The organism is Xanthomonas sp. D-109 (assembly GCF_017746095.1).
Classification (GTDB): Bacteria; Pseudomonadota; Gammaproteobacteria; order Xanthomonadales; family Xanthomonadaceae; genus Xanthomonas_A; species Xanthomonas_A sacchari.
This window is the reverse complement of sequence record NZ_JAGHWV010000014.1, coordinates 53,207-71,971: the sequence shown is the minus strand read 5'-3', so window position 1 is coordinate 71,971 and position 18,765 is coordinate 53,207. Positions and strand designations below refer to the sequence as shown.

The following is an 18,765-nucleotide window of genomic DNA, read 5'->3' as shown; positions in this document are numbered from 1 at the left end:
CCGGCGTTTTCCATTCCCGATTCCCGATTCCCGATTCCCGGCTTCAACTCACCACCCCATGTTCATGAACCACAGCGCGGCGATCGCGTCGATGATGATCACCAGCGAGATCGTCTGCACCACGCTGGAGGTGGTGCGCTCGCCGACGGACTGGGCGGTGCCTTCCACGCGCAGTCCCTCCAGGCAGCCGATCAGGCCGATCACGATGGCGAAGATCGGCGCCTTGGACAGGCCCACCAGCATGTGCCGGATCTGGATGGTGTCGTGCATGCGCGCCAGGTACATCTGCGGCGGGATGCCCAGGTCGAAGGCGCCGACGGTGACGCCGCCGGCCAGGCCGGCGATCATCGCCACGAAGGTCAGCAGCGGCAGCATCAGCAGCAGCGCCACCAGCCGCGGGATCACCAGCAGGTCCATCGGGTCCAGGCCCAGGGTCTGGATCGCATCGACCTCCTCGCGCGCCTTCATCGCGCCGATCTGCGCGGTGAAGGCGCTGGCGGTGCGTCCGGCCAGCACGATCGCGGTCAGCAGCACCGCGAACTCGCGCAGGAAGGCGATGCTGACCAGCTCCACCACGTAGATCTCGGCACCGAAGTCGCGCAGGATCGTGGAGCCGAGGAAGGCGATCACCGCGCCGACCAGATACGACAGCAGCGCCACCAGAGGCACCGCGTCCAGGCCGACCTGCTCCATGTGGTGCACGGTGGCGGTCAGGCGGAACCGGCGCGGCGCGTGCAGCAGCCGCAGCAGCTTGACCAGGGTCTCGCCGAGGAAGCCGACCAGGGCGACGATTTCCTTGCCGTTGCGGTGTACCGCGTAGCCGAGGCGTTCCAGCGCCGCGGCGAAGCCGTAGTCGCGCTTGCGCTTGGGGCGGTCGTCGGCGACGTCCTCGATGGTCGAGACCAGCGCGCGGTGATCCTGGCGGAAATCCAGCGCCTCGTGGGCGATGCCGTTGCGCGTGGCATAGCGCATCAGCTGCAGCACCCCGGCCGAATCCAGCTGGCCGATGCCGCTGGCGTCGATGCCGGTGGTGCCGGCCGGCATGCCGCGCAGCACTTCCGAGGAGGCCAGGGCGGTGGCCAGGGTCCAACTGCCGGTCAGCCGCACCCGCGAGGGGTCTCGGTCGTCCTGGCTGAGTTTGGGCGGTTGCGGTTCGATCATGGGGGCGTCCGGTGCGCGAGCATACCTGTTTCACCCGTGTTGCAGATGTGGTGATCGCGGCGGGGTGGCCGGGCGCGGCGTTCGCGCCATACTAGCCGACATGCCCGCCGCTCCGACCGTCAGCCCCTCCGCCACCGCGACCTACGCGCAGCGCATCGCCTTCGTCTCCGACATCGCTGGGCGACTGCACACCTACGGCACCACCGCGCAGCGGCTGGAGGCGGCGGTGGTGGCGCTGTCGCAGCAACTGGACCTGGACTGCGAGCCCTGGTCCAACCCGACCGGGCTGATCCTCAGCTTCAGCGACCCGACCAAGGCGATCGGGTCCAGCGACATCACCCGCGTGGTGCGGCTGGCGCCCGGCGACAACGATCTGCACAAGCTCAGCGTCGCCGACCGCATCGCCGACGACGTGGCCAGCGGGCGCATGAGCGTGGCCCAGGGCCACACCGCGCTGCGTCAGCTGGACCAGCCGCCGGGACGGCGCTGGATGGCGATGCAGGTGCTCGGCTTCGGCCTGGCCGCGGCCGGCGTGGCCGGGCTGTGGCGCCTGCCGTGGCTGGACATCGCCACCGCCAGCGCCATCGGCCTGCTGATCGGCGTGCTCACCCAGCTCACTGACAAGCGCCCGGCGACCAAGGAGGCCAATGATGCGCTGGCGGCGCTGCTGGCCGGTTTCGTCGCGACCCTGGTGGCCAGTTTCGTGGCACCGCTGAATCTCAATACGGTGATCATCGCCTCGCTGGTGGTGTTGCTGCCGGGTATGGCGCTGACCAATGCGGTCAACGAACTGACCAGCCAGCACTGGGTCTCGGGCACGGCGCGCTTCGCCGGCGCGGTGACCACCATCCTCAAGCTGACCGTCGGCGCGGTGATCGCGGTGACGCTGGCGCAACTGCTCGGCCTGGAGCCGATGGTGCAGGCATCGCGCCCGCAGCATGGCTGGGTGGAGTGGGGGTCGCTGCTGGTGGCCGCCTACGCGTTCGCGCTGCTGTTCAAGGCCAGCGGCCGCGATTATCCGTTCGTGATGGCCGCCTCGGTGGCCGGCTACGCGATCGCGCGCTTCGCCGGCGACGCCTGGGGCAGCCCGGTCGGCATCTTCCTCTCGGCGATGGTGCTGACCGCGGCCGGCAATCTGTTCGGGCGCATCGTGCAGCGGCCGGGCGCGCTGGTGCGGCTGCCGGGCATCATCATGCTGGTGCCCGGCAGCGCCAGCCTGCGCGGGCTGCTGACGATGGTCCAGCAGCAGGACGTGATCGGCGGTCAATCGGCGCTATTGACGGTGACCAATATCGTGATGGCGCTGGTCGCCGGCCTGTTGTTCGGCAATCTGTTGGTACCGGCGCGCAAGAATCTTTGAATGCTGAAAAGAAAAACGCCGGCATGTGCCGGCGTTTTTCGTTACGGTCGTCGCGGCGCATCAGGCCTTCGGCGCGGCGCTCTTGCTGGCCTTCTTGGCGACGCGCTTGGTGGCCTTCTTGGCGGTTTTCTTGGCCGGGGCGGCGGATTTGGCAGCGCCGCCGGCGATCAGGAAATCCTCGACCTTCTTGCCCTTGGCGACCAGGTCGGCCAGCCAGCGCGGCTGCTTGCCGCGGCCGGTCCAGGTTTCGGCGGCATTGGTGGGATTGCGGTATTTCGGCGGAACCTTGCCCAGTTTGCGGCCCGGCTTCGGACCCGGCTTGCCGGCCTTGCGGCCGCGCGCGGCGGGAGCGCCGCCGAAGACTTCCTCGATGCTGTAGCCGTGGCTCTTGGCCAGGCGCGCCAGCTGGGTGCGGACCTTGGCGATGGGGGTGCGCTTGGCGACGATGGACTGCTGCTTCTTGGCGGTCTTGATGAGAGCGCCCAACTGCTTGGCCGACAGGCCACTGAGATCGATGGTCATCTTTACTCCGGAAAATGGGTGGTGGCTTCCGCCATTCCCTGGCCAGCGCAGGATCATAATGATGCTTTATCGGATTGACAAATATCCGGCTTATTCGCTGCGGGTATTTCCAGTCGCAATGCCGTTGGAATATGTCCTTATGGATCCATGTCGGGCGTATTCAATTGCGAACGTGCCGCTCCGGTTTCCCCCATATGACGTGACGGCGGCGTAAAGAAAAAGGGCCGGGATATCCTCCCGGCCCTTTCGTCACGCCTGCAGGCGTGCCAGCAAGGCGCTTCGATCCAGGTGCTCGGCATCGCCGCCGCTGCGCGCGCGATATTCGAAGGTGCCGGCGGCCAATCCCCGCTCCGAGACCACCACCCGGTGCGGCACGCCGATCAGCTCGATATCGGCGAACATCGCGCCGGGGCGCAGGCCGCGGTCGTCCAGCACCGCGTCCAGCCCGGCCTGCTGCAGCTCGGCCAGCAGCGCCTCGCCGGCGGCGTCCACCGCCGCATCGCGCTTGGGATTGATCACGCACACCGCCACCGTCCACGGCGCCATCGGCTGCGGCCAGCGGATGCCGGCATCGTCGTGGTTCTGCTCGATCGCCGCGGCGACGATGCGGGAAATGCCGATGCCGTAGCAGCCCATCGCCAGCGTCACCGTCTTGCCGTTCTCGTCCACCACGGTGGCGTCCAGCGCCTGCGCATACTGGCGGCCGAGCTGGAATACATGGCCGACCTCGATGCCGCGGGCCAGGCGAATCTCGCCGCCGTCGTGGGCGCGCTCGCCCTCGACCACGTTGCGCAGGTCGGCGACGGCGTCCGGTTCCGGCAGGTCGCGGCCCCAGTTGACCCCGGCCAAGTGGAAGCCGCGTTCGTTGGCACCGACCACGAAGTCGGCCAGCGCCGCCACGTCGCGGTCGGCGACCACGCGAATCGGCTGGCGCGGCCCCAGCGGACCGAGGAAGCCCGGCTCGCTGCCCAGATGCGCAAGGATCTCGGCCTCGTTGGCCATGCGGTAGCCGGCCAGGCCGGCGACCTTGCCCAGCTTGATCTCGTTGACCGTGTGGTCGCCGCGCACCAGCGCCAGCACGAAGGTCTCGCCGGCCATCACCGCCACCGACTTGACCGTGCGCTGCAGCGGGAGGCCGAGCAGCTCGGCCACCGCCTCGCAGGTCTTCTGGGTGGGCGTGGCGACCTTGCGCAGTTCCTCGCTTGGTGCGGCGCGCGGTGCCGGGGCCGCGGCGATCGCGGCCTCGACGTTGGCCGCGTAGTCCGAACCGGTGGAGAACGCCAGCGAATCCTCGCCGGAGGCGGCCAGCACGTGAAATTCCTGCGAGGCGTCGCCGCCGATGTCGCCGGAATCGGCCTGCACCGCGCGGAACTGCAGCCCCAGGCGGGTGAAGATGCGGGTGTAGGCCGCCTTCATGTTCTCGTACTCGCGCGCCAGGTCCTCGTCGCTGATGTGGAACGAGTAGGCGTCCTTCATCAGGAATTCGCGCGCGCGCATCACCCCGAAGCGCGGACGGATCTCGTCGCGGAACTTGGTCTGGATCTGGTAGAAGTTGACCGGCAACTGCTTGTAGCTGCTCAGCTCCTGCCGCGCGAAATCGGCGGCGGCCTCTTCGGCGGTCGGGCTGTAGCAGTAGTCCTGTTCCTTGCGGTCCTGCATGCGCAGCATCAGCCCGCCGAACTTGCTCCAGCGCCCGGTGGCGTCCCACAGCTCGCGCGGCTGGATGGTCGGGAACAGCACTTCCACCGCGCCGGCGCGGTTCATTTCCTCGCGCACCACCGCTTCCACCTTGCGCAGCACGCGCAGGCCCAGCGGCGACCAGGTGTACAGGCCGGAGGCGAGCTTGCGGATCATGCCCGCGCGCAGCATCAGCTGGTGGCTGACCAGTTCGGCGTCGGCCGGGGTTTCCTTGGTGGTGTGCAGGTGGAACTGGGAAAGGCGCATCGAGGGGCTTCGCAGACGGCGGGTCGCCCATTTTGCCAGTCATTGCCGGCGCTGCGGGCATTGCCCGCGGCCGGCTCTGCGCGTTCGGCTTACTTGGCGGGTGCGGCCGCCGGGCTGCAGTAGGCCTTGATCGCGGCCTCGGCCAGGGCCTTCTGCGCGCCGCGCTGGGATTCGTCCAGTTCCCCGTCCGGCTTGCCGTCGCCATCGCTGTCGGTGGTGATCTTGCCGGGCTTGTTGAGGATGTCCAGGTTCTTGCGCGCGGTCAGGCACTGGCCGTTCTCGGCCGGGGACGCCGCGGGCGTCTCGGCCGGGGCGTCGCCGCGGGTGTCGACCTTGCGGACCTGGTACTTGCCGCCGGTCGGCGGGGTCTCGGCATAGTGGGTGACGCCCTGGGCGTCCTTCCATTGGTACAGGGTGGTGGCGCCGAGCATGCCGCTGACGGCGAGCAGGGACAGGCAGCAAAACCGGGGCAGGGCGCGCATCTCGGTCTCCAGGGCGCGGCGGGAGCGCCGATTGCAGCACCCGCCGACGGGCCTGGCAAGTCGATTAGACTGGCGGGATGGACCCATCCCGACCGCCCCCCCGTTCGCGCACCATCTACCTGCTGCCGAACCTGTTCACCACCGCCGGCCTGTTCTCCGGTTTCTACGCCATCATCGCCGCCGCCAACGGCCAGTTCGTGCACGCCAGCGTGGCGGTGTTCGTGGCCGCGGTGATGGACGGGCTGGACGGGCGGGTGGCGCGGCTGACCGGCACCAGCAGCGAATTCGGCGTGCAGTACGACTCGCTGGCCGACCTGGTCAGCTTCGGCATGGCGCCGGCACTGGTGATGTACCACTGGTCGCTGTCGGCGCTGAAGTTCGACGGCAGCATGCTCGGCCGGGTCGGCTGGTCGGCGGCGTTCCTGTACGCGGCCTGCGCCGCGCTGCGCCTGGCCCGCTTCAACACCCAGGTCGGCACGGTCGACAAGCGCTGGTTCGTGGGCCTGGCCAGCCCGGCCGCGGCCGGGCTGATGATGGCCTTCGTGTGGTCCTTCGCCGACGGCTCGCTGGGCTGGGACGGCGAACAGCTGCGCTACGTGGCGCTGGGCCTGACCGTGACCGCGGCGCTGCTGATGGTCAGCCGCATCCGCTTCTGGAGCTTCAAGGGCAGTGGCGAGAAGGGCCCGCGTACCGACCGGGTGCCGTTCCTGATGCTGGTGCTGGCGCCGATCGTGCTGGCGGTGCTGGTCATCGACCTGGCCCGGGCGCTGCTGGCGATCGGCGTGCTGTACGCGCTGTCCGGGCCGTGCCTGTGGCTGTGGCGGCGCTGGCGCAAGGTGCCGGACGCGGCATGAGCGAGCAGGCGTCCATGCATGCGCCGTTGTGGTCGGCCGAGCAGGTCGGCTGGCTGCAGGCGCTCGGCCACACCGTGTACGTGGATGCCGCGGCCGTGGTCGAGCCCGAGCCCATTCCGTCGCCGGCGATCGAGCCGGCGCCGCCGGTGCAGCGCGCGCCATCGGCATCGGCACCGCCGCGTGGCGGCCATGCCGCCGCCATGCCGGCCGGCGACGCACCGGAACGGCGGCGGGCATCCGCGCCCCCTGCACCGGCGGTGCAGCCGGACGCGCCGCGTGCGGCGCCTGCGGCCGGGGCGCGCCGGGTCGGCCTGCGCCTGCCCGACCGCCTGCAGATCGCCCTGCTGCGCGCTTCCGGCCTCAATCCCAACGATCCGGCCACGCAGGCGCTGATGGCGACCTGGCCGCTGGACGAACTGCGCGGCAACGCCGCGGCCAAGCGCGCGCTGTGGCCGCAGCTGCGCGCGCTGCGCAAGCGGGCGCCGCGATGAGCGCGCTCGGCTCGGCGTCGGCGCCGCCGGCCACGCTGCGCGCCCTGCGCGAGGCCGACCTGGACGCGGTGATGGAGATCGAGCGCCGCGCCTATCCGTTCCCCTGGACCCGCGGCATCTTCCGCGACTGCCTGCAGGCCGGTTACCCGGGCTGGGTGCTGGTGGAGGAGGGCACGATCGTCGGCTACGGGGTGATCAGCGTCGCCGCCGACGAGGCGCATATCCTCAACGTCTGCGTGGCGCCGGAGCGGCAATCGCGCGGCTACGGCCGGCTGCTGCTGCGCGCGCTGATCAAGTACGGCGTCGACCTCGGCGCGCGCCGGGTGTTCCTGGAAGTGCGGCCGTCCAATCCCAATGCGATCGCCCTGTACCACAGCGAAGGTTTCAACGAGATCGGCCGGCGCCCGCGCTACTACCCGGCCGCGAACGGCCGCGAGGACGCACTGGTGATGGCGATCGAGCTGTTCTTCGACGGCATGTCCTGAGGCGCGTTCGCGCGCCGCCGCTTCGTCTGGGTGGCGGGGATTCCATGCCGCACCACGCCGCCTGCTTGCGTCCCGCGTTTGCCTTGCCGCTGCCGGGATGCCGAACTGCGCACCCGGTGCGGCACACCCCCGCCGAAGCGGGCCACGCCGCCACGCCGGCAGCGTTCCCGCGACGAGCGCGCTCTCCGGCGGCGATAACGCACGCCTGGTCCGCGTCCGCCATGCGCGTTTTGCGCGGTCCTGGTGCGGCTGCAGACTGCTTTGCAATGTCGCCCTGCTGTCGGTGGGACAGCGTTGTTGTCCCGCAGCGTGGGCACCACGGGGCGTTGCCGCCCACGGCCGATTTGTGCGACGCATCTCACACATCCTGCTGCTGGATCGTGGGTGTCTACAGCGGCGCTTTACAGCCGCCGCGCGCTGCCTACAGTGCGCGCCTCTTCGGCGCCTGCCTCCCACGAAGGCATGACCCGCAGTTGTCCGAGGGGACAGCGACCGCGCAGGCGTCGCCGTGCATTCCGCCGTGGCGGAGCGCGCGCGCCTGCGTCCAAACCACGCATGCTCACGAGGTTTCCAGGATGACCACGCAGTCCCGCATCGCTTCATCGCCGCGCTCGCCGCTGCGCACGTTCGGCCTGGCCCTGTGCCTGGCCGGCATCGCCGGCGCAGCCCATGCCGACGCCAGCCTGGAGGTCGCCAGCACCGGCTGGGCGACGCAGAACGGCGGCACCAAGGGCGGTTCCAAGGCCGCCGCGGCCGACATCTACAGCGTCAGCACCGCGGCGCAGCTGAAGGCTGCGCTGAAGGCCAGCGCCGGCAGCAACGGCCGCATCATCAAGATCAACGGCATCATCGACATCAGCGAGGGCACGCCGTACAGCACCACCGCCGACATGAAGAGCCGCGCACGCCTGGACGTCCCGACCAAGACCACGCTGATCGGCGTCGGCAGCAATGCCGAGATCCGCGAGGGCTATTTCTACGTCAAGGCCAACGACGTGATCGTGCGCAACATCACCATCGAGAATCCGTGGGATCCGCAACCGGTGTGGGATCCGGACGACGGCAGCGCCGGCAACTGGAATTCCGAATACGACGGCATGACCATCGAGGGCGCCAGCAACGTGTGGGTGGACCATGTGACCTTCACCGACGGCCGCCGCACCGACGACCAGAACGGCACCGCCAACGGCCGGCCCAAGCAGCACCACGACGGCGCGCTGGACATCAAGAAGGGCGCCAACTACGTCACCGTGTCCTACTCGGCGTTCAAGTCGCACGAGAAGAACAACCTGATCGGCTCCAGCGACAGCGCCTCCAGCACTGACAGCGGCAAGCTCAAGGTGACCATCCACAACACCTTGTTCGAGAACATCTCCGCGCGCGCGCCGCGGGTGCGCTTCGGCCAGGTGCACCTGTACAACAACTACCACGTCGGCAGCACCAGCAATGCGGTGTATCCGTTCTCCTACGCGCACGGCGTCGGCAAGGAATCGAAGATCTTCTCCGAGAACAACGTCTTCGACATCAGCGGCGTGAGCAGCTGCGACAAGATCGCGGCCGACTACGGCGGCAGCGTCTACCGCGATTTCGGCTCGCTGCTCAACGGCAAGGCGCTGACCTGTTCGTGGAACAACAGCATCGGCTGGACCCCGCCGTACACCTATTCGCTGCTGCCGGCGAACAAGGTGGCGGCCGACGTCAAGGCCAAGGCCGGCGCCGGCAAGCTCTGAGGGATCGTTGCGCCGCCGCCTGGAAGGCCGGGCGGCGGTGTGATGCGGCTATGGGGCGTCAGTCGCGATGCCAAGCCGAGATGACGTTGGAATGGTCCGAGGCCGTCCGCATCGCTGCCAATGCCCGGACGTGGCACGGCGCCGCGTCGCCGGTGCTTGTGTTGTAGGAGCGGCTTCAGCCGCGACCCGTTGGGGACAGAGGTCGCGGCTGAAGCCGCTCCTACACCCTGTGTTGCGCTACAGCTTGGCGCGCTGCACGCGCAGGCCGTCCAACTGCGCGCTCCAGTCGACCAGGCGCTGGCGTTCCTGCTCGATCACCGCGGGCGGCACCTTGTCGGTGAACTTGCCCAGCTTGGCCTCGCTCTTGTCCTTTTCGGAGGCGACGCGGGCGATCTCCTTGTCCAGGCGCAGGCGTTCGGCATCCAGGTCGACCAGGCCTTCCAGCGGCACCAGCAGCGTCAGTTCGCCGACGATCGCGGTGGCCGCGGCCGGCGACGGCGCGCCGTCGTCCAGCCACTGGATGGACTCCAGCTTGAGCAGGAAGCGCAACTGCGCCGCGAAGCGTTCCACCCGCGCACGGTCCTGCGACTGGCCGCCCTGCAGCAGCAGCGGCACCTGCCGCGACGGCGCCACCTGCAGTTCGCTGCGCACGCGGCGCAGCGCCGACACCATCGCCTTCAGCCATTCGACGTCGGCCGCTGCGCCGGCGTAGGCGGTCACGTCCATCGCCGCCGCCTCCGGATACGGCTGCAGCGAGATGGTCGGCGCGGCGATGCCCAGGCGCGGCGCCACCTGCTGCCATAGCTCCTCGGTGAGGAAGGGGGTCAGCGGGTGCAGCAGGCGCAGCAGGGTTTCCAGCACGTGCAGCAGGGTGTGGCGGGTGCTGTCGGCGGCGGCCGCATCGTCGCCGCTCAGCGCCGGCTTGGCCAGTTCAAGGAACCAGTCGCAGAACTCGTTCCAGGCGAATTCGTACAGGCACTGCGCCAGCAGGTCGAAGCGGTACGCGGCGAACTGCGCCTGCGCCTCGGCGGTCACCGCCTGCAGGCGCAGCAGGATCCACTTTTCGGCATCGGTGACCGGCTGATGCGATTCCCGACTCCCGACTCCCGACTCCCCACCCTGCGTGTTCATCAACACGAAGCGGCTGGCATTCCACAGCTTGTTGCAGAAGTTCTTGTAGCCCTCGGCGCGGCCCAGGTCGAACTTGATGTCGCGGCCGTGGCCGGCCAGCGCGGCGATGGTGAAACGCAGCGCGTCGGCGCCGTGGGCGATGATGCCCTCGGGGAATTCCTTGCGCGTGGCCTTCTCGATCTTCTCGGCCATGCGCGGCTGCATCAGCCCGGTGGTGCGCTTGGCGACCAGGTCCTCGATGCTGATGCCGTCGATGATGTCCAGCGGGTCGAGCACGTTGCCCTTGGACTTGGACATCTTCTGCCCGTCCTTGTCGCGGATCAGGCCGGTGATGTAGACGTCGCGGAACGGCACCTTGCCGGTGAAGCTGTCGGTGGCCATGATCATGCGCGCCACCCAGAAGAAGATGATGTCGAAGCCGGTGACCAGCACGCTCGACGGCAGGTAGCGGTCGAAGCCGCGCTCGGCCATCGCCTGCTGATCCGGCCAGCCCATGGTCGCGAACGGCCACAGCTGCGAGGAGAACCAGGTTTCCAGCACGTCGCTGTCCTGGTGCAGGGCGACGTCGGCGCCGAGGCCGGCCTTGGCGCGCGCGTCGGCCTCGTCGCGGCCGACGTAGTACTTGCCCGTGTCGTCGAACCAGGCCGGAATGCGATGGCCCCACCACAGCTGACGGCTGATGCACCAGTCCTGGATGTTCTCCATCCAGTGGCGATAGGTGTTGATCCAGTTCGGCGGCACGAACTGGATCTGCCCGGACTCGACCAGTTCCAGGCCGCGCTTGGCCAGCGCATCCATCTTCACGAACCACTGGTCGGTGAGGTACGGCTCGATCACCTGGCCGGTGCGATCGCCGCGCGGCACCTGCAGCTTGTGCGGCTTGGTCTCGACCAGGATGCCGAGGTCTTCCAAATCGGCCAGCACCGCCTTGCGCGCATCGAAGCGGTCCAGGCCGCGATATTTTTCCGGGACACTGTCGTTGAGCGCAGCGGTCGGGGTGAACAGGTTGATCATCGGCAACCCATGCCGCACGCCGACCTGGTAATCGTTGAAGTCGTGCGCCGGGGTGACCTTGACCACGCCGGTGCCGAACGCGCGGTCGACGTAGTCATCGCCGATCACCGGCACGCGGCGGCCGGTCAGCGGCAGGGTCACGGTCTTGCCGATCAGGTGCGCATAGCGCGCGTCTTCCGGATGCACCATCACCGCGGTATCGCCGAGCAGGGTCTCCGGGCGGGTGGTGGCGACCACCAGGTAGTCGCGGGTCTCGCGCAGGGTCTCGTTGCCGTCGGCGTCGTGCTCGACGTGTTCGTAGCTGGCGCCGTCGTCCAGTGTGTAGGCGATCGACCACAGGAAGCCGTCTTCCTCGACGTTCTCCACTTCCAGGTCGGAGATCGCGGTCTTCAGCACCGGATCCCAGTTGACCAGGCGCTGGCCGCGGTAGATCAGGCCCTGTTCGTGCCAGCGCACGAAGGCCTCGATCACCGCCGCCGACGGCTGCGGATCCATGGTGAAGGTGCTGCGCGACCAGTCGGCCGAGGTGCCGAGGCGGCGCATCTGCCGCTCGATGGTGTCGCCGGAATGCTGCTTCCACTCCCAGACCTTGGCGATGAAGCCGTCGCGGCCCAGCGAATCGCGGGTCTCGCCCTTGCCCTCCAGGGTCAGGTTGCGCGACACCACCATCTCGGTGGCGATGCCGGCGTGGTCGCTGCCGACCTGCCACAGCGTGTCGAAGCCGCGCATGCGGTGGTAGCGCACCAGCGCATCCATCAGCGTCTGCTGGAAGGCGTGGCCCATGTGCAGCGTGCCGGTCACGTTCGGTGGCGGCAGCAGCACGGTGTACGGCGTGCCTTTCCCGGACGGCACGAAGTAACCGGACGCTTCCCATTGCGCGTACAGGCGCGATTCGAAGGAGGTGGGATCGTAGCTGGAGGCGAGGGTGGTCATGGGCTGGGAATCGGGAATCGGGAATGGGGAATCGATGGAGCGCAGAGCAGGGACCGCCTCAATGCGGCGCTTGGAGAAACGATTCCCGATTCTCCATTCCCGATTCTCCGCTTCATCACATATCGTGCTTGTTGACCGCGTAGCCCTGGGCCTTGTACTGCTTCCAGCGCTCGCGCAGCGGGTCGCGCGCGGACGGGTCGGCCGGCACCACTTCCAGGACGCGGTCGCAGGCGCCCAGGTAGGGCGCATCGCGCAGGTTGATCACCAGCGGCCGCTGCGGCGCGTCGACGCCGGGCGGGACGATCAGCACCTGCGCCTCTTCCTCGTCGGCATCGGCGTCGGCGATCTGGTGCGGGATGTAGGCGTCGGCATCGAACGCCCACAGCAACTCGTCCAGTTCCTCGGCCTGGGCCATGTCGCGCGCCAGCACCAGCGTCCACAGGTTGGCGTCGTTGGCCTTGCGCGCCAGCTCGCACACCAGCCGCAGCGGTTCGTTGAGGAACCGCGGCTTGGCGATCAGATAGAAGTCGGCGCGCATCAGGGCTGGGAGTGGGGAATGGGGAATAGGGAATGGGAACAGCGGGTGGCGGCGCGTGCGCCGCCTCCGGTTGGATCAGACAGGGCGCTTTTCACGATTCCCGATTCCCGATTCTCAATTCCCGGCCGCAACACGGTCGAGCAACCACTGCGACAGCAAGCCCACCGGGCGGCCGGTGGCCATGCCGCGCTTGCCTTCGTCGCTGGCCACGCCGGCGATGTCCAGGTGCGCCCAGCGCTGGCCTTCGGTGAAGCGCGACAGGAAGCAGCCGGCGGTGATCGCGCCGGCCCAGCGGCCGCCGATGTTGTAGACGTCGGCGAAGCTGGAATCCAGCAGGCCCTGGTACTCGTCCCACAGCGGCAGGCGCCAGGCGCGGTCGAACACGTGCTCGCCGGCGGCCAGCAGTTCGGCGGCCAGGTCGTCGTGCTTGCTCATCAGGCCGGCGGTCTGGTGGCCGAGGGCGACCATGCAGGCGCCGGTGAGGGTGGCCACGTCGATCAGCGCCGCCGGCTTGAAGCGCTCGGCGTAGGTCAGCGCGTCGCACAGGATCAGGCGGCCCTCGGCGTCGGTGTTGCCGACCTCGATGGTCTTGCCGGACATGCTGGTGATCACGTCCGACGGGCGGTAGGCGTTGCCGTCGATCGCGTTCTCCACCGCCGGCACCACCACCACCAGGTTCAGCGGCAGGCGCGCGGTCGCGGCGGCGACGAAGGTGCCGATGACGTTGGCGCCGCCGCACATGTCGTACTTCATCTCCTCGATGCCGCCCTGGGTCTTCAGGTTGACGCCGCCGGTGTCGAAGGTGATGCCCTTGCCGACCAGCACGTAGGGCTGGGCGTCGCCGCCGCCCTGCCACTTCAGCACCAGCAGGCGCGGGCGGTTGGCCGAGCCGCGCGCCACCGCCAGCAGCGAGCCCATGCCCAGGTCCTGCATCTGCGTCTCGTCGAGGATCTCGGCCTCGGCGCCGTCCACGCCCTGGGCGAAGGCGGCCGCGGTCTCGGCCAGGTAGGCCGGGGTGCACAGGTTCGGCGGCAGGTTGCCCAGTTCGCGGGCGAATTTCACGCCGGCGGCGATCGCCTCGCCCTGGGCCAGCGCGGTGGCGTCGTCGCCGTGCACGGCCAGGCGGGCGAGGCCGCTGTCGTCGGGCTTCTTCTTGCCGAGGGTGGCGGTGTAGCGGTAGCAGGCGTGGTCGCTGGCGATCACCGCCTGGCGGATCGCCCAGGCGCGGTCGCGGCCCTTGACCTCCAGTTCGCTCAGGGTCAGCAGGGCGCTGGCCACCGGCCCGCTCCTGAGCGCACGCGCGGCGTCGCCGACCGCCTTCAGGTATTGCGGCACGCCGAACTTGGCGGCGTCGCCCAGGCCCACGGCCAGCACCCGCGGCGCGCTCACGCCCGGCAGGTCGTGGAGCAGGGCGGTGGCGCCGGTCTTGCCGCTGACGTCGCCGCGCTCGGCCAGGGCGGTCAGGCGTCCGCCGCTGGCCGTGTCCAGGGCCTGGGCGGCCGGGGACAGGCGCTTGTCGGCGAACACGCCGACGACGATGCAATCGAACGCCGCGGTGTCCGGGGCGTCGTGGTTCAGGGTGAATTCCAGGGCCATTGATCAGATTCCGTTGGCAAATCCGTACAATCGCGGACTCTTTACCCCCAGTCGGATAGGCTGGGTCCGCCGCGAACGAATCCGAGAGTTTAAATCAACCCACCCCCATGCCGAAGCTCGATCGATACCTGCTGCGCGATTTCGTCCAGAGCTTCTCGGCCACCCTGATCGTGCTGCTGGTGGTCAGCGTCGGTGGTGTGCTGGTGGACATCCTGGGCAACATCGCCGATGGCCGCATCCCGGCCAAGTTGTTGTTTTCCCAACTCGGCCTGCAGTTCGTGGTGTACCTGCCGCTGATCCTGCCGCTGGCGCTGATGCTGGGCCTGCTGCTGGCGCTGGCGCGGCTGTACCGCGACTCGGAAATGGCGGTGATCACCGCCATCGGCGTGGGCCCGCGGCGCCTGCTGCGGCCGATCCTGATGCTGGTGATCCCGGTGGTGACCCTGGTCGGCATGTGCTCGCTGTGGCTGGGCCCCTGGGCCGACCGCACCTCCGACCGGCTGATCGACGAGGCCAACCACAGCCTGCTCATGGCCGGGCTGGAGGCGGGGCGCTTCACCCCGCTGTCCGATGGCGGCATCGTCTACATCAGCACCCTGTCCGGGGACGGCACCAAGCTCAGCAAGGTGTTCATGCAGCGGCAGAAGGACGGCCGCCTCGACGTGGTCACCGCGCAGCGCGGCGCCATGTTCTTCGAGGGCAAAGCCGACCGCTACCTGCGCCTGGAGGACGGCTACCGGGTCGAGGGCCCGCTGGCCGGCGACGGGCTGGACTACCGGATGATGCGTTTCGTCAGCAACGACGTGGCGCTGCCCGACCGCAATGCCGCGCGCAAGGACGATGACCCGGAATTGCTGCCCACCGGCAAGCTGATCGGCGATCCGCGCCCGCAGGCCAATGCGCAGTTGCACGCGCGCCTGGCGCCGCCGTTGCTGGCGTTGGCCTTCGCCCTGCTGACCCTGCCGCTGTCGCGTAGTTCGCCGCGGCAGCAGCGCTATGGCCGGATCATGCTGGCGTTCCTGGCCTACCTGGTCGGCACCAACCTGATGTTCCTCGGCACCCAGTGGCTGAGCACCGAGAAGCTGCCGCGCGCGCTCGGCCTGTGGTGGCTGACCCTGCCGTTGCTGGGCTTGTCGGTGTGGATGTACCTGCGCGATGGCCGGCTGTCGCGGCCGCGGAGGCAGCCGGCATGAGGCTGCGTCCGAATCTGCACGATGTGTACGTGGGCCGCGCCGTGCTCGGCACGGTGCTGCTGACCTGGGCGGTGCTGCTGGGCCTGGACGTGATCATGGCCCTGTCCAACGAGTTCAAGGTCATCGGCACGGGCAGCTACAGCCTGGGCCATGCCGCCGCGTTCGTGGCCTACACGGTGCCGCGCCGCGCCTACACCCTGTTCCCGACCGGTGCGGTGATCGGCGTACTGATGGGCCTGGGCCAGCTCGCCGCCACCTCCGAACTGACCGCGCTGCGCGCGCTGGGCCTGTCGCGGCGCCGGCTCAGCCTGGCCGCGGCCTCGACCATGGCGGTGCTGACCGTGGTCATGGTGGTCAACGGCGAGACCCTGGCGCCGTGGGCGCAGAACCAGGCGGACGCGATCAAGGCCAACGCCAAGTACAACGGCGACATGAGCATGGCCCGCTACTCCGGGCTGTGGGCGCGCGAGGGCAACACCTTCCTCAATGCGCAGGCCGGCGAGGAACACCTGGAGGACGGCGGGGGCACCTGGCTGGAGCTGCGCGACGTGCGCCTGTACACGCTGGACGACAGTGGCCGGTTGGCCTCGCTGACCCACGCCGCCATCGCCGAACACCGGCATAGCGGCTGGACCCTCAAGCAGGCCTACCGTGACACCTTCGCCGAGCGCTCGGTGCAGCGCGACAAGTTCGACAGCCTGCCGTGGCAATCGCAACTGGATGCGGCGGCGCTGGCTTCGGGCCTGGCCAAGCCGCGCAACCTGTCGGCGCGCGACCTGCACACCAGCATCGAGTACCGCCGCCGCAACGGCCTGGACGCGCGCGACTACGAGGACCAGTACTGGAGCCGCTGGTTCTACCCGTTGAACGTGCTGGCGCTGTGCTTCGCCGCGATCCCGTTCGCGTTCGGCGCGCTGCGCAGCGGCGGCATGGGCAAGCGCCTGTTCCTGGGCATCCTGTTCGCCCTGGTGTTCTGGCTGCTGCAACTGTTCTTCGGACGCATGGCCGGCGCCCTGAAGTTCGACTACCGCATCGCCTACGCCTTGCCGCCGCTGGTGATGCTGACCGTGTCCTGGTTGCTGTTCCGCAAACGCAGCAGTTAGTCATGCGCCGGCCGGCCTGCTCGGCTTCGGTCTTTGCATGCTGTACGCGGTGCTGGTGGCGTCGTGCGTGTGGATGGCGCTTGGCGCCGATGAAAAGGGTCGCTTCGTGTTCTTGCAGTTGCCGTTGACGCCGCAGATGCTGGCATCGGAAGCGTTGGGCGTGGACCGCGCACTGCACGGACTGTCCTGGGTCGCCAGCTATCTGTTGCTGGTACCGCCGTTTCTGTTGCTGCTGTACCTGATGGGATGTGCGCTGCAGGCGCCGGGGCGGCGCGCGATCATGCGCTTGGTGCATGCCATGCGCGGTTCGGCGGCGAAACAATCCCGAAGTCGCTTGCAGCCTTGATCCGATAAGGCAAGAGCGGTTGGCGCGGCCGCGCGCCCATGTGCTGCGGTCAGGGCCTGGCTTTGGGCTGGCGGATCAGACAGGTACCGCTGGCCCTGTCATGCCGCGCCGCAGTGGTCTCGATGTGCTCGGAACGGTTGGCGCGCCGCCGCGCGCCCATGTGCTGCGGTCAGGGCTTGGTCTTGGGTTGGCGGCTCAGGCGGGTACCGCTGGCGCGGTCGTGCCACGTCAACCGTTCGCGATCAAAAAGTGCCCACCAGAACCCCAACCCACCCAGCAATAACGACACGGTACCGACCAGATAGCGGCGCCACAGTGCGCCCCAGCTCGGCGTGGTGCCATCGGCACCGTGCAGGCGCAGGCGCCACGGACGCATGCCCAGGGTCTGGCCGCCGCGGCGCCAGCTCAGCGTCGCGTACAGGCCGGCCACCACCCAGCAACACAGCCACAGCAGCCACTGCAGGGCGCTGAAGGGAGCGATGTTCTCGCGCGGCGCATGGCCTTCCAGCGTGTAGCCGAGGGTGAACAGCGCCGAGACCACGAACCACAGCGCCAGCACCGGCCAGGCATCGTAGAACAGCGCCAGCAGCCGCCACAGCAGCAGCGCGCGCGGGCGGGGGGCGGGATCGGGAGGCGAGGCGCTCATCGGCACAGCTTAGAGCCAGTGGCGCGCTTTGCGGTGGACCGCGTGTCGTGCGGCTCGCGCATGCGCAGCCCTGCGCTCGTCCCGCCCACATCGACCTTGCGCCCCCCGGCGAAGCCGCTAGGCTTTCCCGATTCCCGATTCCCGATTCCCGATTCCCGATTCCCGATTCCCGATTCCCGATTCCCAATCCCCAATCCCCAATCCCCAATCCCCAATCCCCAATCCCCAAATGCCCACCCTGCATTCCCCCGCCGAACGCCGCCAGCAGACGCAACGGCTCGCGCCGCTGCGCGAGGCCGATGCACTGGCGATCCAGCAGTTCCTGGATGCGGCCTGGGCCGAGCAGGGATTGGCGCGGCAGAGCCTGGACAGCTATCGCCGCGACCTGGAGGGATTCGCGCGCTGGCGCGACGGTGCGGGCGGCGGCCTGGCCGGGGCCGATCGGCAGGCGCTGTTCGACTACCTGGCCTGGCGCACCGAACTGGGCTATTCGCCGCGCAGCAATGCGCGCTGGCTGTCGTCGCTGCGGGCGTTCTTCGCCCTGCGCGTGCGCCGCGGCGAGCGCGGCGACGATCCGACTGCGCTGCTGGAGCCGCCGCGGCTGCCGCGTTCGCTGCCCAAGGCGCTGGCCGAAAGCCAGATCGATGCGCTGCTGGCGGCGCCGGACACGACCGCGCCGGCCGGCCTGCGCGATCGCGCCATGCTCGAGCTGATGTACGCCGCCGGGCTGCGCGTCAGCGAACTGGTGAACCTGCCGGCCAACGCGGTGAACCTGCGCCAGGGCGTGCTGCGGGTCACCGGCAAGGGCAGCAAGGAGCGGCTGGTGCCGCTGGGCGAGGAATCGCAGCACTGGCTGCAGCGCTACCTGGACAGCGCGCGGCCGGCCCTGGCGGCCGGGCAGGCGGTGCCGGCCAGCGATGGCGTGGTGCCGCTGTTCATCGACGCCGCGCGCCGCGCGCTGACCCGCCAGCAGTTCTGGGTGTTGGTGAAGCGCTATGCGGCGGTGGCCGGGATCGACCCGGCGCGGATCAGCCCGCACGGCCTGCGCCACAGCTTCGCCACGCATCTGCTCAACCGCGGTGCCGACCTGCGCGCGCTGCAGATGCTGCTCGGCCACAGTTCGCTGTCCACCACCCAGATCTACACCCTGGTCGCGCGCGAGCACCTGCAGAGCCTGCACCGCAAGCATCATCCGCGCGGTTGAAGGTCCCTGCAATCCGCCACGTGGGCTGCGCG

17 protein-coding genes are annotated in these 18,765 nt (G+C 69.1%); 9 read left to right on the top strand and 8 right to left on the bottom strand.

Features of this window, described 5'->3' with window-relative positions; genetic code table 11:
* Nucleotides 1–48 precede the first annotated feature (48 nt).
* Complete coding sequence (locus tag J7357_RS14685) at nt 49–1,161, bottom strand: ABC transporter permease (protein WP_010340194.1); 1,113 nt, start codon at nt 1,159–1,161, stop codon at nt 49–51.
* A 100-nt stretch (nt 1,162–1,261) separates the two neighbouring features.
* On the opposite strand from J7357_RS14685, the gene J7357_RS14680 reads away from it, so the two are divergent.
* Nucleotides 1,262–2,521, top strand: a complete 1,260-nt coding sequence (locus tag J7357_RS14680) for a threonine/serine exporter family protein (RefSeq protein ID WP_209247559.1) — start codon at nt 1,262–1,264, stop codon at nt 2,519–2,521.
* A 60-nt stretch (nt 2,522–2,581) separates the two neighbouring features.
* On the opposite strand, the gene J7357_RS14675 is transcribed toward J7357_RS14680, so the two are convergent.
* The 3 genes from J7357_RS14675 to J7357_RS14665 all read right to left on the bottom strand — a co-directional run bounded on the left by J7357_RS14675 (nt 2,582) and on the right by J7357_RS14665 (nt 5,469).
* Nucleotides 2,582–3,043 (bottom strand): H-NS histone family protein, encoded by a 462-nt coding sequence (locus J7357_RS14675; protein WP_209247557.1) that lies wholly within the window; start codon nt 3,041–3,043, stop codon nt 2,582–2,584.
* Nucleotides 3,044–3,292: 249 nt separating this feature from the next.
* Nucleotides 3,293–4,987, bottom strand: a complete 1,695-nt coding sequence (locus tag J7357_RS14670; RefSeq protein ID WP_209247555.1) for a proline--tRNA ligase — start codon at nt 4,985–4,987, stop codon at nt 3,293–3,295.
* Nucleotides 4,988–5,076: 89 nt separating this feature from the next.
* Complete coding sequence (locus J7357_RS14665) at nt 5,077–5,469, bottom strand: DUF4124 domain-containing protein (RefSeq protein ID WP_209247553.1); 393 nt, start codon at nt 5,467–5,469, stop codon at nt 5,077–5,079.
* Nucleotides 5,470–5,546: 77 nt separating this feature from the next.
* On the opposite strand from J7357_RS14665, the gene pssA reads away from it, so the two are divergent.
* The 4 genes from pssA to J7357_RS14645 all read left to right on the top strand — a co-directional run bounded on the left by pssA (nt 5,547) and on the right by J7357_RS14645 (nt 9,029).
* Nucleotides 5,547–6,323 carry a CDP-diacylglycerol--serine O-phosphatidyltransferase gene (pssA, locus tag J7357_RS14660; protein WP_017913906.1) on the top strand — a complete coding sequence of 259 codons (777 nt, stop codon included), beginning with the start codon at nt 5,547–5,549 and terminating at the stop codon, nt 6,321–6,323.
* Nucleotides 6,324–6,337: 14 nt separating this feature from the next.
* Nucleotides 6,338–6,814 (top strand): alanine acetyltransferase, encoded by a 477-nt coding sequence (locus J7357_RS14655; RefSeq protein WP_209247943.1) that lies wholly within the window; start codon nt 6,338–6,340, stop codon nt 6,812–6,814.
* Complete coding sequence (gene rimI / locus J7357_RS14650) at nt 6,811–7,299, top strand: ribosomal protein S18-alanine N-acetyltransferase (RefSeq protein WP_010343574.1); 489 nt, start codon at nt 6,811–6,813, stop codon at nt 7,297–7,299. The genes J7357_RS14655 and rimI overlap by 4 nt, the downstream gene beginning before the upstream one ends.
* A gap of 575 nt (nt 7,300–7,874) precedes the next feature.
* Nucleotides 7,875–9,029, top strand: a complete 1,155-nt coding sequence (locus tag J7357_RS14645) for a pectate lyase (protein ID WP_209247551.1) — start codon at nt 7,875–7,877, stop codon at nt 9,027–9,029.
* A gap of 237 nt (nt 9,030–9,266) precedes the next feature.
* On the opposite strand, the gene J7357_RS14640 is transcribed toward J7357_RS14645, so the two are convergent.
* From J7357_RS14640 to J7357_RS14630, 3 genes are all read right to left on the bottom strand, one after another.
* Complete coding sequence (locus tag J7357_RS14640; RefSeq protein WP_209247549.1) at nt 9,267–12,107, bottom strand: valine--tRNA ligase; 2,841 nt, start codon at nt 12,105–12,107, stop codon at nt 9,267–9,269.
* Between the two features lie 115 nt (nt 12,108–12,222).
* Nucleotides 12,223–12,648, bottom strand: a complete 426-nt coding sequence (locus tag J7357_RS14635) for a DNA polymerase III subunit chi (protein ID WP_029562175.1) — start codon at nt 12,646–12,648, stop codon at nt 12,223–12,225.
* Between the two features lie 111 nt (nt 12,649–12,759).
* Nucleotides 12,760–14,241: a leucyl aminopeptidase gene (locus tag J7357_RS14630; protein WP_209247547.1), complete on the bottom strand. Its 1,482-nt coding sequence runs from the start codon at nt 14,239–14,241 to the stop codon at nt 12,760–12,762.
* Between the two features lie 107 nt (nt 14,242–14,348).
* On the opposite strand from J7357_RS14630, the gene lptF reads away from it, so the two are divergent.
* Genes lptF through J7357_RS14615 form a run of 3 tightly spaced genes read left to right on the top strand, consistent with a single transcriptional unit; the run spans nt 14,349 to nt 16,883 of the window.
* A complete protein-coding gene (gene lptF, locus J7357_RS14625; protein WP_209247545.1) occupies nt 14,349–15,434 on the top strand; it encodes an LPS export ABC transporter permease LptF in 1,086 nt (361 codons plus the stop codon).
* Complete coding sequence (gene lptG, locus J7357_RS14620; protein WP_209247543.1) at nt 15,431–16,537, top strand: LPS export ABC transporter permease LptG; 1,107 nt, start codon at nt 15,431–15,433, stop codon at nt 16,535–16,537. The genes lptF and lptG overlap by 4 nt, the downstream gene beginning before the upstream one ends.
* A gap of 37 nt (nt 16,538–16,574) precedes the next feature.
* On the top strand, nt 16,575–16,883 hold the full coding sequence (locus J7357_RS14615; protein ID WP_244667550.1) for a hypothetical protein: 309 nt from the start codon (nt 16,575–16,577) through the stop codon (nt 16,881–16,883).
* Nucleotides 16,884–17,052: 169 nt separating this feature from the next.
* Here J7357_RS14615 and J7357_RS14610 read toward each other — a convergent pair whose 3' ends face one another.
* The gene (locus J7357_RS14610) at nt 17,053–17,529 is read right to left on the bottom strand and encodes an RDD family protein (RefSeq protein ID WP_209247541.1); all 477 of its coding nucleotides are present in this window, start codon (nt 17,527–17,529) and stop codon (nt 17,053–17,055) included.
* A gap of 229 nt (nt 17,530–17,758) precedes the next feature.
* Between J7357_RS14610 and xerD the strand changes: the two genes are divergently transcribed.
* A complete protein-coding gene (gene xerD / locus J7357_RS14605; protein WP_209247539.1) occupies nt 17,759–18,733 on the top strand; it encodes a site-specific tyrosine recombinase XerD in 975 nt (324 codons plus the stop codon).
* The last annotated feature ends 32 nt before the right edge of the window (nt 18,734–18,765 follow it).

Excerpts from the sequence above, each read along its gene's own strand:
- J7357_RS14685 (WP_010340194.1), bottom strand. The coding sequence starts at position 1,161 with ATGATCGAACCGCAACCGCCCAAACTCAGCCAGGACGACCGAGACCCC.
- J7357_RS14680 (WP_209247559.1), top strand. The coding sequence starts at position 1,262 with ATGCCCGCCGCTCCGACCGTCAGCCCCTCCGCCACCGCGACCTACGCG.
- J7357_RS14675 (WP_209247557.1), bottom strand. The coding sequence starts at position 3,043 with ATGACCATCGATCTCAGTGGCCTGTCGGCCAAGCAGTTGGGCGCTCTC.
- J7357_RS14670 (WP_209247555.1), bottom strand. The coding sequence starts at position 4,987 with ATGCGCCTTTCCCAGTTCCACCTGCACACCACCAAGGAAACCCCGGCC.
- J7357_RS14665 (WP_209247553.1), bottom strand. The coding sequence starts at position 5,469 with ATGCGCGCCCTGCCCCGGTTTTGCTGCCTGTCCCTGCTCGCCGTCAGC.
- pssA (WP_017913906.1), top strand. The coding sequence starts at position 5,547 with ATGGACCCATCCCGACCGCCCCCCCGTTCGCGCACCATCTACCTGCTG.
- J7357_RS14655 (WP_209247943.1), top strand. The coding sequence starts at position 6,338 with ATGCATGCGCCGTTGTGGTCGGCCGAGCAGGTCGGCTGGCTGCAGGCG.
- rimI (WP_010343574.1), top strand. The coding sequence starts at position 6,811 with ATGAGCGCGCTCGGCTCGGCGTCGGCGCCGCCGGCCACGCTGCGCGCC.
- J7357_RS14645 (WP_209247551.1), top strand. The coding sequence starts at position 7,875 with ATGACCACGCAGTCCCGCATCGCTTCATCGCCGCGCTCGCCGCTGCGC.
- J7357_RS14640 (WP_209247549.1), bottom strand. The coding sequence starts at position 12,107 with ATGACCACCCTCGCCTCCAGCTACGATCCCACCTCCTTCGAATCGCGC.
- J7357_RS14630 (WP_209247547.1), bottom strand. The coding sequence starts at position 14,241 with ATGGCCCTGGAATTCACCCTGAACCACGACGCCCCGGACACCGCGGCG.
- lptF (WP_209247545.1), top strand. The coding sequence starts at position 14,349 with ATGCCGAAGCTCGATCGATACCTGCTGCGCGATTTCGTCCAGAGCTTC.
- lptG (WP_209247543.1), top strand. The coding sequence starts at position 15,431 with ATGAGGCTGCGTCCGAATCTGCACGATGTGTACGTGGGCCGCGCCGTG.
- J7357_RS14615 (WP_244667550.1), top strand. The coding sequence starts at position 16,575 with ATGCTGTACGCGGTGCTGGTGGCGTCGTGCGTGTGGATGGCGCTTGGC.
- J7357_RS14610 (WP_209247541.1), bottom strand. The coding sequence starts at position 17,529 with ATGAGCGCCTCGCCTCCCGATCCCGCCCCCCGCCCGCGCGCGCTGCTG.
- xerD (WP_209247539.1), top strand. The coding sequence starts at position 17,759 with ATGCCCACCCTGCATTCCCCCGCCGAACGCCGCCAGCAGACGCAACGG.